Annotated in this window: 14 protein-coding genes; 10 read left to right on the forward strand and 4 right to left on the reverse strand. The window is 65.8% G+C overall.

Annotated elements, in window-relative coordinates; all coding sequences use genetic code 11:
* Positions 1 to 54: 54 nt before the first annotated feature.
* From ACQR1H_RS15410 to asnB, 6 genes are all read left to right on the forward strand, one after another.
* Positions 55 to 1,212 (forward strand): glycosyltransferase family protein, encoded by a 1,158-nt coding sequence (locus ACQR1H_RS15410; RefSeq protein WP_434907787.1) that lies wholly within the window; start codon positions 55 to 57, stop codon positions 1,210 to 1,212.
* Positions 1,213 to 1,387: 175 nt separating this feature from the next.
* Complete coding sequence (locus tag ACQR1H_RS15415; RefSeq protein WP_434846679.1) at positions 1,388 to 2,887, forward strand: lipopolysaccharide biosynthesis protein; 1,500 nt, start codon at positions 1,388 to 1,390, stop codon at positions 2,885 to 2,887.
* Positions 2,888 to 3,025: 138 nt separating this feature from the next.
* Complete coding sequence (locus tag ACQR1H_RS15420; protein ID WP_316216141.1) at positions 3,026 to 4,327, forward strand: glycosyltransferase family 4 protein; 1,302 nt, start codon at positions 3,026 to 3,028, stop codon at positions 4,325 to 4,327.
* Positions 4,327 to 5,385 carry a Gfo/Idh/MocA family protein gene (locus tag ACQR1H_RS15425; RefSeq protein ID WP_434907788.1) on the forward strand — a complete coding sequence of 353 codons (1,059 nt, stop codon included), beginning with the start codon at positions 4,327 to 4,329 and terminating at the stop codon, positions 5,383 to 5,385. Before ACQR1H_RS15420 ends, ACQR1H_RS15425 begins: the two co-directional genes overlap by 1 nt.
* Positions 5,382 to 6,413, forward strand: a complete 1,032-nt coding sequence (locus ACQR1H_RS15430) for an NAD-dependent epimerase/dehydratase family protein (RefSeq protein WP_315802916.1) — start codon at positions 5,382 to 5,384, stop codon at positions 6,411 to 6,413. Before ACQR1H_RS15425 ends, ACQR1H_RS15430 begins: the two co-directional genes overlap by 4 nt.
* A gap of 113 nt (positions 6,414 to 6,526) precedes the next feature.
* On the forward strand, positions 6,527 to 8,467 hold the full coding sequence (asnB, locus tag ACQR1H_RS15435) for an asparagine synthase (glutamine-hydrolyzing) (RefSeq protein WP_315802917.1): 1,941 nt from the start codon (positions 6,527 to 6,529) through the stop codon (positions 8,465 to 8,467).
* A gap of 46 nt (positions 8,468 to 8,513) precedes the next feature.
* Here asnB and ACQR1H_RS15440 read toward each other — a convergent pair whose 3' ends face one another.
* The 3 genes from ACQR1H_RS15440 to ACQR1H_RS15450 all read right to left on the reverse strand — a co-directional run bounded on the left by ACQR1H_RS15440 (position 8,514) and on the right by ACQR1H_RS15450 (position 11,795).
* On the reverse strand, positions 8,514 to 9,290 hold the full coding sequence (locus ACQR1H_RS15440; RefSeq protein ID WP_315802918.1) for an SDR family NAD(P)-dependent oxidoreductase: 777 nt from the start codon (positions 9,288 to 9,290) through the stop codon (positions 8,514 to 8,516).
* Between the two features lie 206 nt (positions 9,291 to 9,496).
* Positions 9,497 to 10,768: an acyltransferase family protein gene (locus ACQR1H_RS15445; protein ID WP_315802919.1), complete on the reverse strand. Its 1,272-nt coding sequence runs from the start codon at positions 10,766 to 10,768 to the stop codon at positions 9,497 to 9,499.
* 76 nt (positions 10,769 to 10,844) lie between these two features.
* On the reverse strand, positions 10,845 to 11,795 hold the full coding sequence (locus tag ACQR1H_RS15450; protein ID WP_315802920.1) for a glycosyltransferase: 951 nt from the start codon (positions 11,793 to 11,795) through the stop codon (positions 10,845 to 10,847).
* A gap of 180 nt (positions 11,796 to 11,975) precedes the next feature.
* Here ACQR1H_RS15450 and ACQR1H_RS15455 point away from each other — a divergent pair, with 180 nt between their 5' ends.
* A complete protein-coding gene (locus ACQR1H_RS15455; RefSeq protein WP_315802921.1) occupies positions 11,976 to 14,027 on the forward strand; it encodes a right-handed parallel beta-helix repeat-containing protein in 2,052 nt (683 codons plus the stop codon).
* A 30-nt stretch (positions 14,028 to 14,057) separates the two neighbouring features.
* Here the strand turns inward: ACQR1H_RS15455 and ACQR1H_RS15460 are convergent, their stop codons facing one another.
* Entirely contained in the window at positions 14,058 to 15,449 is a 1,392-nt protein-coding gene (locus tag ACQR1H_RS15460; RefSeq protein WP_315802922.1) for an O-antigen ligase family protein, read from the reverse strand.
* A 233-nt stretch (positions 15,450 to 15,682) separates the two neighbouring features.
* Between ACQR1H_RS15460 and ACQR1H_RS15465 the strand changes: the two genes are divergently transcribed.
* The 3 genes from ACQR1H_RS15465 to ACQR1H_RS15475 all read left to right on the forward strand — a co-directional run bounded on the left by ACQR1H_RS15465 (position 15,683) and on the right by ACQR1H_RS15475 (position 18,537).
* Positions 15,683 to 16,954: a WecB/TagA/CpsF family glycosyltransferase gene (locus tag ACQR1H_RS15465; protein WP_434907789.1), complete on the forward strand. Its 1,272-nt coding sequence runs from the start codon at positions 15,683 to 15,685 to the stop codon at positions 16,952 to 16,954.
* A gap of 168 nt (positions 16,955 to 17,122) precedes the next feature.
* On the forward strand, positions 17,123 to 18,157 hold the full coding sequence (opgC, locus tag ACQR1H_RS15470; protein ID WP_434893925.1) for an OpgC domain-containing protein: 1,035 nt from the start codon (positions 17,123 to 17,125) through the stop codon (positions 18,155 to 18,157).
* A gap of 119 nt (positions 18,158 to 18,276) precedes the next feature.
* Positions 18,277 to 18,537, forward strand: a complete 261-nt coding sequence (locus ACQR1H_RS15475) for a hypothetical protein (RefSeq protein WP_316180516.1) — start codon at positions 18,277 to 18,279, stop codon at positions 18,535 to 18,537.
* The last annotated feature ends 48 nt before the right edge of the window (positions 18,538 to 18,585 follow it).

The raw sequence follows: 18,585 nt of genomic DNA on the forward strand, positions 1-18,585 counted from the left end.
GCCGCCTTCGTACAGCACCGTGCAAGTGGTCCAACAACACCAGAGTGAGGCGTCATGAGTTCGCAGCCGGGCAAGCCCCGCATCGCCGTCTTCTCACTCAGAAACATCTTCGGCAAAGCCCTCAACCGCGGTCCTCACGTCGAGTTCGAGGACATCATCTGCGAGGTCGATTCCGCCGAGCTGTTCGCACCCGAGCTCGACCCGTCGAGCCGACGGGCGAGCTTCGCGACCCGGCTGGGCTACCACGCGCCCGTGCTGCTGAATCCCGGGCTCACGCGGATCAAGCCGCAGCAGCAATACGACGTTCTGTTCGCGATCTGCGGGTTCCCGCAGGACCTGATCATGTTCGACGCGATCGAGGATCTGAGAGGTGCGTGCGGGACCTCGGTGTGTCTGCTGGACGAGCTCTGGATCAAGGAGATCGCCAAGCACCGGCATTTCCTGAAGATCCTCGCCAAGTTCGATGTCGTGATGCCGTTCCAGATCGGCACGGTGAAGCCGCTCGGCGAGGAGATCGGCAAGGCTTGCGTGCATCTTCCGCTCGCCATCGACGCGATCCGCTTTTGTCCCTATCCCGATCCGCCCGAGAGGGTCATCGACGTCTTCAGCATGGGGCGTCGCTCCCGTATCACCCACCAGTCGCTGCTCGCGATGGCGCAGCAGAGCGGCCTGTTCTATCTCCACGACACGATCGGCGGCAGCCAGGCCATCGACCTCCGGGAGCACCGGACGCAGATGGCAAACCTCGCCAAGAGAAGCAGGTATTTTCTGGTCAATCCCGGCAAGTTCGACGAGCCGCGGGAGACCGGGCGGCAAGTCGAGTTCGGCTACCGGTATTTCGAGGGCGCGGCGGCGGGCGCCATCATGCTCGGCGAGCGTCCCGACAATGACCTGTTTCCGCGGCTGTTCGATTGGCCCGAGGTGATGATCGACGTGCCGCACACATCGCCCGACATCGACCGGGTCATCAGGGAGCTGGACGGCGATCCGGTCCGCCAGGACCGGATGCGGCGAACCGGCATGGCCCAGACCTTGATGCGGCACGACTGGGTGTATCGGTGGGAGACGATCCTGGAGGCCACGGGTCTGCAGCCGATGCCGGGCCTCGCTGCCCGCAAGGATCGGCTGAAGAGGCTGGCGGAGATGGCGGCTGGCTCGGGGATGGCTCGCGAGCAGGAATTAAATCGCAAGCCGGTATTGTTGGCGCAGTGACGTTTCAATCCTTTTCTCCGCCACAAAGTGGCGTCATCGCTCCAGCGGCCTCCGCGAGCTATTTTATACCGGCTGCATTTTCGACGATCGGATTTTCATTGCCCTGGACGGATCTGTTTGGCCGTGACTGGGAATCGAAAGGTTGGTTACGATGATTGAAAGCGATTGAACGGAGATGTCGGAAGCCGTCGCCGCTTACTTCGAGGAACATCGGGAATCGAGCGATCTCGGACGCCGTGCGTTGCGCGGCGGCCTGATTTCCATCGTCATCCAATACGGCAATGCCGTGCTCCAGATCGGAGCGGCCATCGTCCTGGCCCGGCTGCTCGCGCCGGAGGATTTCGGGCTCGTCGCCATCGTCACCGTGCTGACGAGCTTCGCGCCGCTGCTGATCGACTTCGGCCTGCTCGATGCCACCGCTCAGCGCAGCAGGATCACGCCGGCCCAGGTCAGCGGCCTGTTCTGGGTCAGCACCGGCATCGGCGTTGCGGTGGCGATCGTCGTCGCGGCATCCAGCCCGCTGATTGCCTGGGTCTACGGTGATCCGCGACTGGAGCCGATCGCGCTTTGCGTCGCGATCACCTTCGTGCTGTCCGGGCTGACCAACCAGCATATGGCGCTGCTCCGGCGCACGCTGCAGTTCGGTCGCATCGGCCGGATCCAGTTGTTGGGCACGCTGGCAGGGACGGTTGCCGCCGTCGCCATGGCGTTCGAGGGCTACGGCTATTGGGCGCTGGTCATTCGTCCCGTCGTGACATCGATTTGCGTCGTGGTCGCCGCGTGGTCGGCCTGTCGCTGGAGGCCCGGCGTCCCCGTTTTCGATGCTGAGGTGAGGTCGATGGTCCGGTTCGGGCTGCACGTGGTCGGCTTCACCGTGGCCTATACCTTGTCGCGGGCGGTGGACCGGATCGCGCTCGGGCTGCTCTACCGGCCCGATCAGGTCGGCTACTACCAGAATGCGATGAACCTGTACGACAACTCGATCTATGCGGCGCTCAATCAGACGCATGCGGTGGGAAGCTCGGCGCTGAGCAAGCTGCAGGCGAATCCGGCTGCGCTTCGGCAGAAGTACGAGGTGGCACTCTCGATGCTGGCGTTCTTCCTGATGCCGGCGGCGGCGATCCTCTCCGTCACCGCGGAGGACCTCACCGTCGTGCTGTTGGGGCAGAAGTGGCAGGCTGCGGGAGGGCTGCTCAGCATCATTGCGCTGCGCGGCATTTCGCACGTCGTCGAGGGCTCGCAGGGCTGGCTGCATCTGTCGCTCGGGAGGGCGGACCGCTGGCAGACCTGGGGCATCATCTCTCTCTTTGCGCAGGTCGTTGCGGTGCTGGCCGGGCTGCCCTTTGGGCCGGTCGGCGTCGCCTGGGGCGTCGTGGCCGGATACTCGCTGATCGCGTTGCCGTCGGTGATGTATGCCGGACGTCCGATCGGGATCGGTGCGGAACTGGTGATCCGGGCCGTCGGTCCGCAGACCGTCGGCGCCGTTGCGACTGCGGCTGCGGGCTGGTGGATGCAAGCGACGCTTCTCGGAGCCTATCCCGCGCTCGTGCGCATGGTTCTGTCCGGCTGCTTCTGCGGCTGTCTCTATCTCGCGATCGTGGTCGGAATGTTCCGGGTCCGCGAGCCGCTCAGGATCGCAGGTACGATCATCCATGATTTCGCCGGCAGGCGCTGAGATGGAACGAAGGGGCCTCGGACAGCACCGCACGTCGCGATTAACTATCGCAATCGTTAAATGCCACATATAAAATATCCCGTGATTTAAATGCTTTAAATGGTCATGGCCCGCGACAACCACCAAGGCTTGGATGTGATGGAGGTCGAGCCTGCGCCGCCGGCGCAGCGCGATCCCGAATGGTCGGTGGCCGGTTTCGCCGACCGACGGCGGCTCAGCATCCTCTGCGTCTCGCATATGCCGGCGAGCCCGCCGCGGTTCGGGGCACAGGCGCGCATGCACGGGCTGATGACCCAGCTCGCGCGCCGCCACGACCTCACGGCGGTGATGCTGGTCGATGACGCCTTCGACATCGACGAGTGCCGGCTGGCCATGCAGTCCTATTGCCGCGACGTGGTGCTGGTGCCGAACCCTTACGGCCGCGACGGTCTCGCGAAGCGGCTGCTGCAGCTGCGCTCGCTGGTCTCGGTGCGGAGCTTCGACCGGCTGCGCGTGGCCCTGCCGGAATTGCAGCGGGTGCTGGATCGGGTGCTGCGGTCCACGCGGTTCGACATCGTCAATCTCGAATTTCCCTATCTCGGTCACTGCCTGTTCCGTCAGGCGCCGGCAGGCGCTACGCCGCCGCGGCTGATCGTGGACTCGCATGAGATCGCCTACGATCTGGCGCGGCAGTTCGCGGCCACGGGGGCGAGCCTGGGCCGCCGGCTCTATGCCGGCGCGAACTGGCGCAAGCTGCGCCGCGAGGAGATCGCAGCCTATCGCCAAGCTGACGGCGTCTATCTCTGCAGCACGGACGATGAGAAGCGTCTGCATGACGACATTCCGAACGCCCGCACGGCGGTCATCCCCAATGCCGCCGATGTCGACTTCTATCAGCCGCGCGGTACCGATCCCGCGCCCGACGGCCGTACGCTGGTCTATTTCGGCCTGCTGTCGACGGTGCCCAACATCGATGCGGTCACGCATTTCGTGCAGGACATCTGGCCCCGCATCGCCGCGCGGCACCCGGATGCGCGCTGCAAGATCATCGGCGGCCGGCCGCCGCAGGCGTTGACGGCACTGGCCGGGCCGCGGATCGAGCTGACCGGTTTCGTGCCGGACCTGCGGCCGCACCTCGCCGCCGCGGCGGCGGTGATCGTCCCGCTCCGTCTCGGTGGCGGCACGCGGCTCAAGATCGTCGAGGCCATGGCGATGGGCAAGGCGATCGTCTCGACCAGCCTGGGTGCCGAGGGCATCGAGGCCATGCCCGGGCGTGACATCCTCATCGCAGACGAGCCGGATGCCTTTGCAGATGCGGTCAGCGGGCTGCTCGCCGAGCCCGATCTCGCGGCGCGGATCGGCGGCTCGGCGCGGCAGGTCGCGGTCGAGAAGTATGCCTGGAGCGCGGCGGCGCAGGCGCTCGAAGACTTTTATTGCGAGATACTGGAGGCAAGTTCGTGATGAAGGCCGTGCTCATCGGGGCAGGGCAGATCGCCCGCCAGCATCTTGCCTGCCTCAACACCTTGCCGGGCGTTCAGCTGGCCGGCATCTGCGACCTGTCGCCAGCGACCGCGGAGGCCGCGGCCGAGCGCTACGCGATTCCGTCCTGGTTCACCGATCATCGCGCGATGCTGCAGACGGTGCGGCCCGATGTGGTGCATGTGACGACGCCGCCGACCTCGCATTTCCGGCTCGTGATGGACGCGCTGGAGGCCGGAGCGCATGTGATCGTCGAGAAGCCCGCGACCTCGACCTTCGACGAGCTGCAGACCCTGACGTTGCGCGCCAAGCAGACCGGCCGCCACGTCGTCGAGGACTACAACTACGTCTTCAACCGGGCGCCGCAGGACATCCTGCGCCGGATCGAGACCGGCGAGTTCGGCGCAGTGACCCATGTCGACGTGCTGATCTGCCTCGACATCCTCGGCCCCGACGGCTTTGCCGATCCGAACTCGCCGCATCCGGCGCTCAAATTGGCGGGTGGCGCGATCGCCGACTTCCTGCCGCATCTCGCCTCGCTGTCACATGCGTTCGTCGGCCCGCACCGCAAGGCGGAGACGGTCTGGAGCAAGCGCAAGCCGTCGCCGCTGCCGTACGACGAGTTTCGCTGTGTGGTCGAAGCCGAGCGCGGCACGGCGACGCTCGGCTTCAGCGCCAGCGCTCAGCCCGACGCGTTCTGGCTGCGGGTCTATGGCGAGCGGATGCAGGCGACCGCCAATCTGTTCGAAACGCGGTTGACCTTCGATGGCCCGCGCAACGTGCCGAAGCCGCTGCGCCCGTTCTTCAGCGGATTGGAGGAGGGCCGCGACATCCGCCGCGCGGCGCTCTCGACCCTGCTGCGCAAGTTCAAGGGCCCGGGCGCCTATGAGGGGCTGTGGGAGTGTCTGGCGCGCACCTATCAGGCGCTCGGCGCGGGAACGGCCCTGCCGATCACGATCGAGGACGTCCTCGCGGTCAATCGGATGGTCGAGGCAATGAAGCCGACCGAGCAGGCGAACATGAGGGAGCTGGCGATATGAGAGCCCTGGTCACGGGCGCCAACGGTTTTCTCGGCCGGCATGTCGTCGATGCGCTGCTCGCCCGCGGCGTCGAGGTTCGCGCCATGGTGCGCCCGGCGACGCGCGTCGATGCGCTCGGCTGGCCGTCGTCGGTCGACGTCGTCAGGGCCGACCTGCGCACCTCGCGCGACCTTGTCGGCGCGTTCGAGAATGTGGACGTGCTGATCCATCTGGCGGCCGTGGTCTCCGGCGGCGAGGACGCGCAATTCGCCGGCACCGTGGGCGGAACCGAGCGGCTGCTCGAGGCGATGGCGGGCAGTGCCTGCCGCCGGCTCGTGCTGTGCAGCAGCTTCTCGGTCTACGACTACACGGCGACGCGCGATGTCCTCGACGAACGCGCGCCGCTGCAGCAGACACCTGACGTCTACACCCGTGGCGGATACACCGTCGCCAAATGGTGGCAGGAGCGGGTGACGCGCCGCTGCGTCGAGACGCATGGCTGGGATCTCACCGTGCTGCGTCCCGGGTTCATCTGGGGTCGCGGCCACGGCTATCTCGCCGCGCTCGGCCAGCAGATCGGACGCCACCACGTCGTGATCGGGCCGCTGACCCGCATCCCGATGACTCATGTCGAGAACTGCGCCGACGTCTTCGCGCTGGCGGCCAGGGATTCGCGGGCGATCGGCCAGACGCTGAACGTCGTGGATGGTCCCGGCGAGCGGGTCTGGTCCTATCTGTCGGACTACATGCGCGGCACCGGCGCGCGCGGCTTGCGGTTGCCCATCCCTCATTGGCTGGCCAGCGCCGTCGTGCGGCTGGCGTTTGCGACCGTGTTCAGGCGGGCCACGAAAGTGCCGGCGATCCTGACGCCCAAGAAATTCGATGCGATGCTCAAGCCGCTGCGCTTCGACAATCGCAAGCTGAGGGAGACGCTCGGCTGGACGCCGCCGCTCGACTACGAACAATGCCTGGCGCGGACCTACGGGCCGCTGCCGGCTTCGGCGCCAGCGCCGGCGTCCTGGTCGTCCGGAACGGCTGCTTCCATTTGAGGGCCGACAATGGTCCAGCGATGCCCGTGCCCTGTTAGTCCGCGATCTCGCGGGCGAGGCCATTCCGTGCCGTCCGTCATTTTGACGTCGCGCGTCTCAAACGGATTGTTCTGATGTGTGGCATCGCTGGGATCATCGGACGGGTGGACGACGACAACCGCGCCGCGCTGCAGCGGATGAACGACGCCATGCTCCATCGCGGTCCGGATGCCGGCGGAATTTGGACCTCGCCCGCGGACGAGCGTGGCTGGGGCGCGCTGCTGGCGCACCGCCGGCTCGCGATCCTCGATTTGTCGCCGGCCGGTGTGCAGCCCATGATCGACCCGGTCAGCGGGCACGTCATCGTCTTCAACGGCGAGATCTACAATTTCGCCGACCTGCGGCAGCGTCTGGTCGCCGACGGCCAGCATTTCAGCTCCACGGGCGATACCGCGGTGATGCTGCGCGCGCTCGGCCTTCATGGGCCGGAGGCGGTGGCGTGGCTGCGCGGCATGTTCGCGTTCGCCTGCTGGGATCCGAAGCAGCGCCGGCTGCTGCTGGCGCGCGATCCGCTCGGCATCAAGCCGCTGTACGTCGCCCGCGCCTCGAACCCAGACGCGGGGTGGTCGGTCGCCTTCGCATCCGAGCTGCGTGCTCTCCTGGCGTCGGGCCTTCTGGGCAGCGCCCAGCTCGATCCGCAGGCCGTCGCCAGCGGCGTCTGGAACGGTTTCGTGGTCGGCCCCGGTACCGCGGTGAAGGGCGTCGAGCTGCTGCCTCCCGGCCATCTCACCGCATTCGACGGCGTCGGCAACACCGTCCGCGATGAGGATTTCTGGTCGATCCCGGAGCGGGCTCCGGATCCGACGATGGATGAGGACCAGCTTGCCGAGATCCTCGAGGAGGGGCTGAGGCTGCACCTCGCCAGCGACGTGCCGCTCGCAGTGTTTCTCTCGGGCGGCATCGATTCCTCGGTCATGGCCAATCTGGCGCAGCGTGCGGCCAGGAGCCCGATCCACACCTTCACGCTGGCGTTCGAGGAGCAGGAGCTGAACGAGGGGCCGATCGCGCGACAGATCGCCGCCGCCATCGGCACCGAGCATCATGAGGTGGTGCTGACGGAGCAGCACTTCGTCGACAACCTCGATGCCGCGCTCGACAGCCTCGACCAGCCGACCTTCGACGGCTTGAACTCCTACTTCATGTCGCACGCCATCCGCGGCGCAGGCTTCACGGTGGCGCTGTCGGGGACCGGCGGCGACGAGCTGTTCGGCGGCTACACGTCATTTCGCGACCTGCCCATCCTGCAGCGATGGTCGGAGCGCACCGCCTGGGTGCCGGCCGGCGTCAAAGCCGCTGCGGCGAAGCTGGCCGCGCAGATGCTGTCGCCGTCGCGCGGGACGGTGGCGCCGCAGACGCGCTGGGCCAAGCTGCCGGAGATGGTCCGGTGCGGCGACGATCTCCTGGCGCTGTACCAAATGGCCTATGCGCTGTTCCTCCCCGGCTTTCAGCGCGAGCTGCTCGCGCCTGATCTCGTCGACACGCTGAACGATGGGCTGCCCGCCGCGATGAGAGCGAAGATCACCGCGGAGACCCGCGCGCGCACCCCGCTGTCGGCGATCAGCGTCATGGAGCAGCGCCTGTTTCTCGGCGAGCGCCTGTTGCGCGACAATGACGTGGCGAGCATGGCGGCCTCGCTGGAGCAGCGGGTGCCGCTGGTCGATCAGGTGCTGTTCGAAAGCGTCGACCGGCTGCCCGATGCGACGCGCTACGCGCCGCTGCGAAGCAAGGCGATGCTCAGGCGGATCGGCCTGCGTGGCCTCGATCCGTCGTTGTTCGACCGGCCGAAGAGCGGCTTCGTGTTGCCGCTCGATCGCTGGATACGGCGCGGCCTGCAGGATGCGATGGACCGGACCCTGCGCGACCCACAGGCGATTGCGCCGGTGGGGCTTGAGCCTGCGGCCGTGGAGCGCCTCTGGCGCGCCTTCCTCGATGGCGCGCCGGGGATCTATTGGTCGCGCGTCTGGTCGATCTACGTGTTCGTGCGTTGGTGCCACCGTCATCGCGTCTTCCACTGAGGCGCGATCGACATCAGGTGAGCGGGCTGCATCGAAGCGCGCGTGGTCAGGCTTCCGGCATGACGATTCCGCCGCACACTGGCACGCGAACGCCGGTCACGAAGCCGGCGAGGTCCGAGGCCAGAAACGCGATCATGTTGGCGACGTCCTGATCGTAGCCACGCCGCCCGAGCGGCACTGACCGCTCGTAGAGCGGCTGCACCTCGTCGCGGTCGCGGCGGTCCCTGTCGGAGATGACCCAGCCCGGGGCGACCTGATTCACCGTGATGCCATGCCCTCCGAGCTCCCGCGCCAGCGATCGGAGCATGCCGTCCATGGCGCATTTGGCCGCCGTGTATGGCGCGCGGTTGTGCAGGGCCAGGCTCGTCATCTCCGTGCCGAGAGAGATGAGGCGTCCCCATTTCCGCTCGATCATCGGTCCGGAAAACACCCGCGCGGTCGCCCAGGCCTGCAGGACCGAAGAGCGGAACACCTTGTCGAACTGGTCGGGTGTCTGCTCGACCACGGGACGTTCGTCGTACCATGTCACCGCATTGTTCACGACGATATCGACAGGACCGAGCGCGCGCTCGGTGGCGCGGCGCATGGCCTGCACGTCCTCGAGCTCGGCGACGTCGCCCGAGATCGTGCAGGCATGTTGCGGCTGAAGCTCGTTCAGCTCCTCGCACAGTCTTTCGGCGGCAGCCCGCGCCGTCAGATAATGGATCGCGACCTTCGCACCACAGGCCGCGAGCGTCCGGGCGATCGGCCGGCCGAGCTCTCCGGCCGCTCCGGTGACCAGCGCGACCTTGCCCGAGAGATTGATCTGGAGCGGGGACTTCAACGGGCGCAGCGCCGGATCGTCCGGCAGGGGACCGAGCGTGTTTCGCCGAATTCGTCGTGCAACCGCGCGCGCGATCCGCATCCACCCGTCCCCGAAAGTATTCATTCGCCCGGGTCGCAGTATTAAATGCGGGACTAATTATTTAAATTGCACAATTTGACGCATTTGTGCCGCAGCCGATCGAGCGGTGACGTGGGCCGATCCGCTCAGGATGCGCGCGGCGTCGGACTCTCGGCGAGACGGTTGCCGAGCGGCCAGTCTGCGCCGGACGCGTCATGCACCGCTCCGGCAGCAGGCGCAGGCCTGAACTTGTGCCGGAGCTGCCTGAAATACGGCTCGATGAAGCGCTCGATCGCCGCCGCGTAGATGACGGAGATCAGGAGCGCGAGCGGAAACAGGAGGTACGGCTTGGCGGCGATCGCGGGCAGGTTCTTGTCGATCGTTCGGATCACGACGTTGTGGATCAGATAGATCGCATAGGAATAGGTGCCGAGCGTCATCACCCAGGAGCGGTTGAGATCACGAAACAGCGGCGCGTCGGCGAAACGCACCGCGAAATAGAACAACGGCATCAGCGCCAGGCCCTGAAGGCTGTAGCGCGCGGTCTCCCGGAACACCGGATCACGGTAGACCAGCGAGACCAGCAGCGCCGCGACGGCGCCGGCCAGCAGCGCCCATTGGGCCGCCGACATCCGCCCCGAGGCAGAGCGCTGCCGCACCGGGTTCATGACCAGCGCCAGAATGCAGCCATAGGCGATCGAGTCGATGCGGGTGTCCGAGGCGTAATAGGTGCGGTCGGAGAAGAACCCAGGCGCATGCACGAGATGGAAGCGCCAGGCGAGGACGCCGAGACAGACGAGCCCGAGCAGCGCGCCGATGGTGCGCGGCCGCAGCGCCGATCCGAGCAGCAGCGTCATCAGCAAGGGATAAACGATGTAGAAATGCTCTTCGACCGCGAGCGACCAGAGAATGCCGGTGCCGTCGGGCACCGTGTTGCCGGGATCGAAGAACAGGCCGTAATAGTTGGCGAAATACAACACCTGGGCGGCCAGGCCCTTGACGGTCATTCCGCCGTCCAGCAGGCCGGCGGCGGTCAGGCCGTAGGCGATCGCCAGGGACAGCAGCAGAGGCGGCATCAGCCGGAACACGCGCCGCGCATAGAAACTGGGAACGTCGAGCCCCCCGGTTCGCTCATGCTCGGCCAGCATAAGCGTGGAGATCAGGAAACCGCTGAGGAAGAAGAAGATGGTGACGCCGAAGCCGCCGGGGACGATGGCCTGAAGTCCGGAATGGCCCAGCACCACGATCAGCACCGACAGCGCGCGGATGCCGTCGAGTGACGGAATAAGCGTGGATGCACTGCCCTTGATGTTCGTTCCGCGTGATGCCGCTGGCGCGGTCGCCCCGTCGCCGGGCGCCGTCATCGGCGGTAGAGCGGACGCGGCACGAAGGCGGCTGAGCTCGAGAATCTTGGCCATGCTGTCCAGACGGAGTCGGAGAAACACGTAGCTTCGTAATCGTCGTGTCAGTGCCGCGGCGATCGGTCGCCGAGCGTCATCGCGTGTCGGCCGCGGCGTGGCTGGCCCGCCAGAGCTGGGCCCGCTCCGCGTTGATCCGGGCGGTGGCGGCGCGCTTGCCCAGGCGCAGGCAGGCGTGCTGGTAGGCGCGGAGGAAGCGGCGGAATTCGAGATCGTCGTAGCGCGGCAGGCCCGTCAGCCAGCTCCGGAAATAGCCCCACAGCATCGCGGTGCTGCCGATCAGGGCGGGATAGGCCGGCAGGTGATAGACCGCCACCGCGAACTGATACAGCGGCGACGTTCCCATGAAGTACTGGCCAAAACCCTTGCGCAGCCGCCCGGTCCAGATGCCCTTGTGACTGGCGCCCTGCGGCCGCAGATGGATGAAGCGCAGCGCTTCGCTGTCGATGCTCTCGGCGATCCAGCCGAGCATGCGGCAGCGGTGGCAGTCGATGCCGTCCCACATCACCTGGCGCACGAAACCGCCGATCTCCTGGAAGCAGGCGACGCGGTAGAACTTGGTCATCCCGACCGACATCTCGTCGCCGCAGACCTCCGGCTCAAGCGCGCCGGTCTGGGGATGGACGAACCACGGCTTGCCCGAGGTGGTCCCGACCCGCGGATCGCTTTCCATCCGCTCCATCAGCAGCTCGAAGTAGCGCGCGGGCAGATCGAGGTCCATGTCGAGCTTGCAGAGATAGTCGAAATCCTCCAGCCGCACGCTCTCCAGCCCGGCATAGAACGCCTCGATCACGCCGGGCCCGACCTTGCGTCCGCCACGATCGGCGCGGCGGATCACGCGCAGATAGGGCAGGCGCTGGGCGTACTCGTCGAGAATGGCCGGGGTGTCATCGGTCGATCCGTCGTCCACCACGATCCACAGCGCCGGCGGCACCGATTGCGCAGCGACGCTGTCGAGAGTCCGGCGGAGGTATTGGGCCTCGTCCCGGCAGGGCGAGATGAGCAGGTAGCGGCGCGATGGCGTCACGTATCAAATCCCTTGCCGAAGGCGGAAGATTGCGACGAATCTCTGCCGAGCAGGGGCGTCGCCGGCCGCCTTTCAATAAATTAAATCGTGAATTAATATTATGTCAGGGCGCGTGTCAAAGTCATGGTGTTTTTAAATCGGCGCCCTCGTTCGCTGTGACCGGTCCTGCGAGAGGTTAACATGGATGGCATCGGCCCCGTGATCCCCGGCTGCACCCAGGCTTCGGCCCGGCCGGTCGCGCGTGGGACGCGCCGGATCGACGCCGCCTGCATCCGGGCGCTGCTCACGGCGGCGCTTGCCCTGCTGTCTGTCCGCGGCATTGCCGCAGCCGCCGAGCCGACCGCGTCCGCCGGGCCGTCACTGGCCGGCAATCTGCTGCCGGTGGAGCGTCTCGCAGCCTGGAATCCCGGGTTGATGTCAGCCGGCGGTATTCCGAACCGCACCATCATTTATCGCGCGCTGTCTCCGAGCGGGAGAGACGACAGCGGCGCGATCCAGGCCGCCCTGACCGCCGCGCCCGCCGGCCAGGTGGTGATGCTCGGCCCCGGGACGTTCATCGTCAACGAGCCGCTCCTGATCAGCCGGCCGGTGACGCTGCGCGGCGCGGGCGCGGGTGTGACCAGGCTGGTGAAAACCAACGGTGCACGGGCACGAACGTCGGCCGTGATTGCCGGCACCAAGGGAATCCTGACGCCGGTCGATCCGAGCACGTACAGCTATGATCCCAAGCCGATCATCATCGTCGGACCTTCGCGCTGGAACAATGGCCCCGACAGCAGCGCGTCGCAGGACCTGCTGGCCGACGGCGTTCAGGGAACGTCGACTGTGACCCTTGCCAACACCGCGAACCTGAAGCCGGGGGATTTCGTTCTGCTCGACGAGGTCTCGGGCGCATCGTGGCAGGCGACACCGGCCGGCTTTCCGGCGGGAGCGAAGGTCTGGCAAGGCGATCGGGTCGCCTGGAACATGCACGATCCGGTTCAGCCGGGGGACGACAATGCCGGCGCGAATGCCGGAGGTCCATATGACCAGACCCCCGGTATGCTGCCGAAGTCGATGTCGTGGTTCGCCCGGACCGACCGGGCGACCGCCGAAATCAAGGAGATCGCCTCGGTGACCGGCAGCACGGTGACATTCACCTCGCCGCTCACGATCAGCTATCGCAGGGATCACCAGGCGCAGCTCACGCCCTACAGCACCGACCCGAACAGCGGTCGCCACGCCGCCAACAATCGCGACATCCACGTTACCAAGGTGGGCGTCGAAGATCTGAGCATCATCGGCGGGGCCGACGGCGCGTTGCGGTTCGAAGCTGCTGCTTATTCCTGGGCGCGATCCGTCGAGGTGACGCAATGGCTCGGCGAGGGCGTGGCGATCAACAATTCGTTCCGGGTCGAGCTGCGCGACTCCTACATTCACGCCGGCTCGTGGCCGCAGCCGGGCGGGGCGGGCTACGCGATCAGCCTGGCGGCCGGCTCCTCGGAGGTTCTGATCGAGAACAACATCCTGGTCGATGTCTGCAAGAACATGGTGTTTCGGTCGTCAGGCGCGGGCAGCGTCGTCGGTTATAATTATGCCGACGACTCGTTCGATTTCGACAATCCCGGCTGGGTCGAGGTCGGCATCAACGCATCGCACATGGCCGGCGCGCATCACGTCCTGTTCGAAGGCAATCTGTCCCACAATGCCGACAGCGACTACACGCACGGCAACGCGATCTATCTCACTTTTTTCCGCAACCATCTCACCGGCCAGCGCCAGCGCTTCGTCGATCGCTCGGGCATCCGGGCCGTGGGTCTCGCCTACGGCTCGTGGTGGGATTCGTTCGCCGGCAATGTGCTGGGCCGACCCGGACGCATGGGCGGTTGGACCTACGACGATCCATCGATGCGGGCCGGCACGGCCGCCTGGGGGCAGGGCGGTGTCGGCAACGTCTGGATGCTTGGCTACGACCCGGAGCGATGGACCATGGCGCCCGATCCGAAGACGCTGGCCACGGTAATCCGCGGCGGCAATTTCGACTATCTCACCGGCAAGGTGGTCTGGACCGACGCTCTCGCGGCGCAGCCGCTGCCGGCGTCGCTGTATCTCAGAGCCAAACCCGGCTTTTTCGGCGATCATCCGTGGCCCTGGGTGGACCCGACCAGCGATACCAAGCTGCATACGTTGCCGGCCAAGGCGAGATTCGATGCGGGCGCGCCATTCGCGGCCGCGCCGGGATCAACGCAATAGAGCGGGCGTGAGACGTCCAACGGGTTTCCGTCAGGTGCGGACGCCGAGCCGCGGGCGCCAAGCCGGCCGTGTACGGCTCCAACGAGCCGGCCGCCTGTTCGCCGGCTGAGCGGCGGGCATGCTCTGTTGTGACCTCCGCCAGTATCGCGCGGCCTCGACCGTGACGAGCACGAACACCACCCAGGTCACGTCGAACGCGCGCAGCCACAGGGTTTCGAGCAGGTTGTAGAGCATGACGAACAGCGCGACGGACAGCAGGATCCACGCCCGCTTGTAGTCGTGCTTCATCACGCGGCCGATGACGTGAACGGTGGCCGCCAGAAAGACGAGGAGAAAGGCAAAGCCCACATAGCCCAGCTCCAGCATCGCATCGTAGTAGCCGTTGTGGGAGTTCGGCATGGCCTTCACCCAGCCGGGTGCATCGGTGATGCTTGGTGCGTCGGCGCCGACCAGCCAGAAGCTCTGATAGCCCCATCCCAGGAGCGGCCGCTTCGCGATCTCCAGATTCGAGAAGGCCCATATGGTCGTCCGGCCGGTGAAGCTGGAATCACCCGTCAGCAGATAGGCGATGCGGCCGGTCGTGAAGCCCGCGAGCTCGCCGACCACGAAGTAGCCGAGGATGATCGCCATCAGGATCAGAAGCGGTGCAACCCGCAGCGTTCTCGCAAGCGCCAGCGTCAGGACGGCCAGGATCGGGGCGACCAGAGCGAGGCCGAGCGCGGTCTTCGAACTGGACAAGAAGATCAGGACGACGGCAGCGGCGGCGACGACGATCCCAAGCGCGCGGCGCGTGCCGGGATAGAGCAGCTCGTGAACCGACAGCAGGAAGGCGATGGCAGCAAACTCGCCCAGCAGGTTCTTGCCCGAGAAGTAGCCCTGATAACCGATGTCGACCAGCGCGTTGCCGTACTGCGCGTAGGTCGCGTAGCCGCCGGGGATCAGCAGAACATTGAGGATCGCCCCCGCTGCAAAGCAGAGGAACATGCCGCGCAGGACGTCGGCGCTCGGCCTCGATAGCAGGGCGGGCAGCACGATGGCGGTGAGGACCATCGCTTCCTGGACGAAACGGACGAAGGCGAATTCGGGTTTGAATGCCCACGCAATGCTGGCGCCAGCCAATCCAAAATAGGCGCAGAGACTGATGATGTTGGGCGGAACGGAAAACCGCTCGCCGCGGGCGAGGCGTTGCATCGTAACGATGATGGCGACGGCCGCGAGAACAGGCCAGAAGACCCGGTTCTCGACCCTGCTCTCGAGCAAGCCCTGGAGTCCGGGCGATGGCGGGAAGCTGAAATAGATCAGCGGCTGAATGAGCGACGAGTAGGCGAAGGCGAGGACCGGAATCAGCGCGCAGACGTCGAACGTCCCCGCGGAGGCCTGCGGCCCGGCCGACATCGACGTGCTCGCTGCAATTCTCGGCATCAATCTCACTCGGATATTCGAACGGGGCGGCCCCCGGCAGCCGCCGGGAATACCGTCCATGATATTATCCAGAGATGGAATTAAATAAAAGAACCTTCGACGCGTGCTCGGAAGGTATCGCTGCGGACGCGCCGAAAATCTGCTCTGGCATTCACAAATAAATCGTATTAAATAAATCATGTGATTTAAAATTAAATAGTGGCTTTTAGGTCGCACGTTTTTCGGTCGGGGAGGTGCGGCAGGGGTCCGCGGCCCGGCATCCTCGTGCGGCGGGGCAGATTGAGGGAGAGCGGTTGATGCTGACCACGCATGAATTGCAGGAGCCGGGATCCTCCCTTTATCGCGTGGGGCGCTCCGGGGCGGGTCGCGATCGGCCGGAGGTCGATGCTGTCGCCCCGGCCGACGCCGCAATTCCCGACGACCTCGCGCGCGACGTCTATTGCGTCCTCGGAATACCGGTCGATGCCATCAACATGCGCGGCGTGCTGCGCCGCATCCGCGATGCTGCTCAACAAAGAACGCGGCTTCTCATTTCGACCCCTAATCTCAACTTCCTTGTCGCCAGCCAGTCGAACAGGAGTTTCAGGGAGTCGCTGATCCTGAGCGATCTCTGCACGGTGGACGGCATGCCGGTGGTCTGGATCGCCAGGCTGCTCGGGATTCCGATCAAGAGCCGGACGGCCGGCGCGGACATCTTCGACGCGCTGAAGTCGGAGGCCGCGCCGGCAAGCGCGCTGAAGCTCTTTCTTTTCGGTGGCCCGGAGGGGGCCGCCGAACGGGCCGCCCGGACGCTGAACGGTCAGTCGGCGGGATTGCAGTGCGTGGGCTGGTCGAACCCCGGTTATTTGTCGGCCGAGGAGCTGAGCCGGGATCACATCATCGACGAGATCAATTCCAGCGGGGCGGACTTCCTGGTTGCCTCGCTCAGCAGCGTGAAGGGACAATCATGGCTGCAGCGCAACCATGAGCGCCTCGAGATTCCAGTTCGCGCCCACCTCGGCGCCGCGCTCAACTTCCAGGCCGGCACCGTGAAGCGAGCACCGGCGTTCCTGCGCCGATCAGGCTTCGAGTGGCTGTGGCGCATCAAGGAGGAGCCCTATCTCTGGCGCCGCTACTGGAACGACGGCACGGCGATGCTCGGCCTCATGCTCACCCACGTGTTGCCGTTCGTGGTGTGGACCTGGTGGATGCGCCGCACGCATGAGCGGGGTGAGGCGCTGACCATCACGCAGGACTATGGGACACGCGCGGTCACGCTCAGCCTGTCGGGGCCCGCCGACTCGCGCCACGTCGACCGGGCCATTCCGGTTTTCCGCGCCGCGACGGCGTCCCGTAAGCCGGTCACGGTCGATTTCTCCAACGTCTGCGCCATCGATGCGCGCTTCCTTGGATTGCTGCTGATGCTGAGGAAGCAGTTGGAAGCCCAGGGCTGTACCGCGACCTTCGTGGGCGTTTCGCCGCTGATGGCCCGCATCTTCCGCTTCGGCGGTCTGGACCGGCAATGAGAGGGGGAGGCCTGTCATCGGTGGCATCACGGCTTCAGCAGTCGATGGTTCGATGATCGCCGCCGCGACGCTTGCCCGCGTTGCGAAGGATTGTCGGAGTCGTCAGTCCCGCTGGCGCCCATCGGCCGATCGTCGCCCATGGTGCGGCGCATGTTCGGAGCTCGAGCGATGAGCGCAGCCGGCGGAAAGCGGCGCGAGCTTCTGATCGACTTCTATCGAAGCTGCGCGATGCTGTTCGTGTTCTATCATCACACGGCCAACGTCTTTCCGGACTCCGTCGATCTGTTCACGAAATTCAATCCCTTCGCCGAGCTGTTCGTCGTGATCTCGGGGTTCATGGTCGGGTACGTCTACCTGCACAAGGAGAGACACGGAGAACTCGTCGTCCGCGGCTTGAAGGTGCTCGCCGCCTATTTCGTCATCTCGGTGCCGGTCGCGATCGGCATGGCTGTTCTGGGGAACAAACGAGAGCCGGTGGGGCAGGCGATTTTCGACGTGCTGACGTTCCAGTCCGAGCCGACCGCCATCACGATCCTCAAATTCTACGGGCTGATCTTCCTGCTGCTGCCGGTGATCCTGCCGATGTTCAAGCGCAGCAGGCTCCTGGTGCTGGCGCTGTCTGCTGCGATCTTCGTGGCCTGCACCTGGTTCAGCAATACGAGCACGGCCGCCGAGCTCGAGAATCCGGCCGCCATACTGTTGCTGTTCTCGCTCCAGGCGCAGATGTTCTTCGTGGTCGGTATCTGGCTCGGAGATCTCCATCGGTCCAACCGTCTGATCGGACCCGCGTTCTACACGGCGCTGGCGGGGATCTTCATCTTCGGGCTGCTGCTCGATTACAGCCTCGGCTTTCCCAGCAACGGCGAAAAATACCCCTATCGGTTCGACAAGCTCCTCAACCTGCTTTGGACATTGCCGCTGCTGTTGGCGCTGCTGTGGGCGGTGTACGCGCGCACCCGGCGATCGCCGGCAGTCGCGCTCATCCTCAACGTCGGCCAGAACTCGCTGATCGCGTTCCTCGGGTCGGAGGTGGTGCGGCAATCGGTAAAACTCGCGCTCCTCCTGGGCGGCGTCCACCCGCAGGTTTACGGCCAGACCGTGATGGGTCTGTTCGATGTCGTCCTGGTGACCGCGGTGCTTTGGCTCTACCGGGCGCACTGGCAGAACCGCCAGACAATGCTGCACCCGCTCAGCGGGCCGTAGGCGCATCTTTCGCCTGAAAGTGTTGCTCCGATGCGCTTGTTCGAATCTTCCCGGGCGGCTTAGCTCATCGCTAACCATTGGCCGCTAGCCTCTCGAGACGCCCGAGGAGGCATGAACTGATGTGGGTGATAGCGCTTCATTTTGCAGCCGGAGTGGTTGCCGGGACGATGTTCACGGTGCGCACGCTGCTGGCGCTTGCCGCGATCGTCTTCATGGAGTGCATCGCCGCGTCGATCATCAGCGGGCTGCCGGCCGCGCTCTATGCCGGCGCCGGTCTGGTTGCAGTCCAGGTCGGCTATCTCTCAGGGATCTACGTTCGCAGCGCTCTGGAGCGTGCCGGCATCGCCCAGCCATCCATTCGCGCCGAGCACCAGCGCTGACGGCCGATCGATCTCCGTCATCGGTTGCCGTCCATGGCGCGCACCGGC

Source organism: Bradyrhizobium sp. HKCCYLRH2015, from assembly GCF_051168215.1.
Lineage (GTDB): Bacteria > Pseudomonadota > Alphaproteobacteria > Rhizobiales > Xanthobacteraceae > Bradyrhizobium.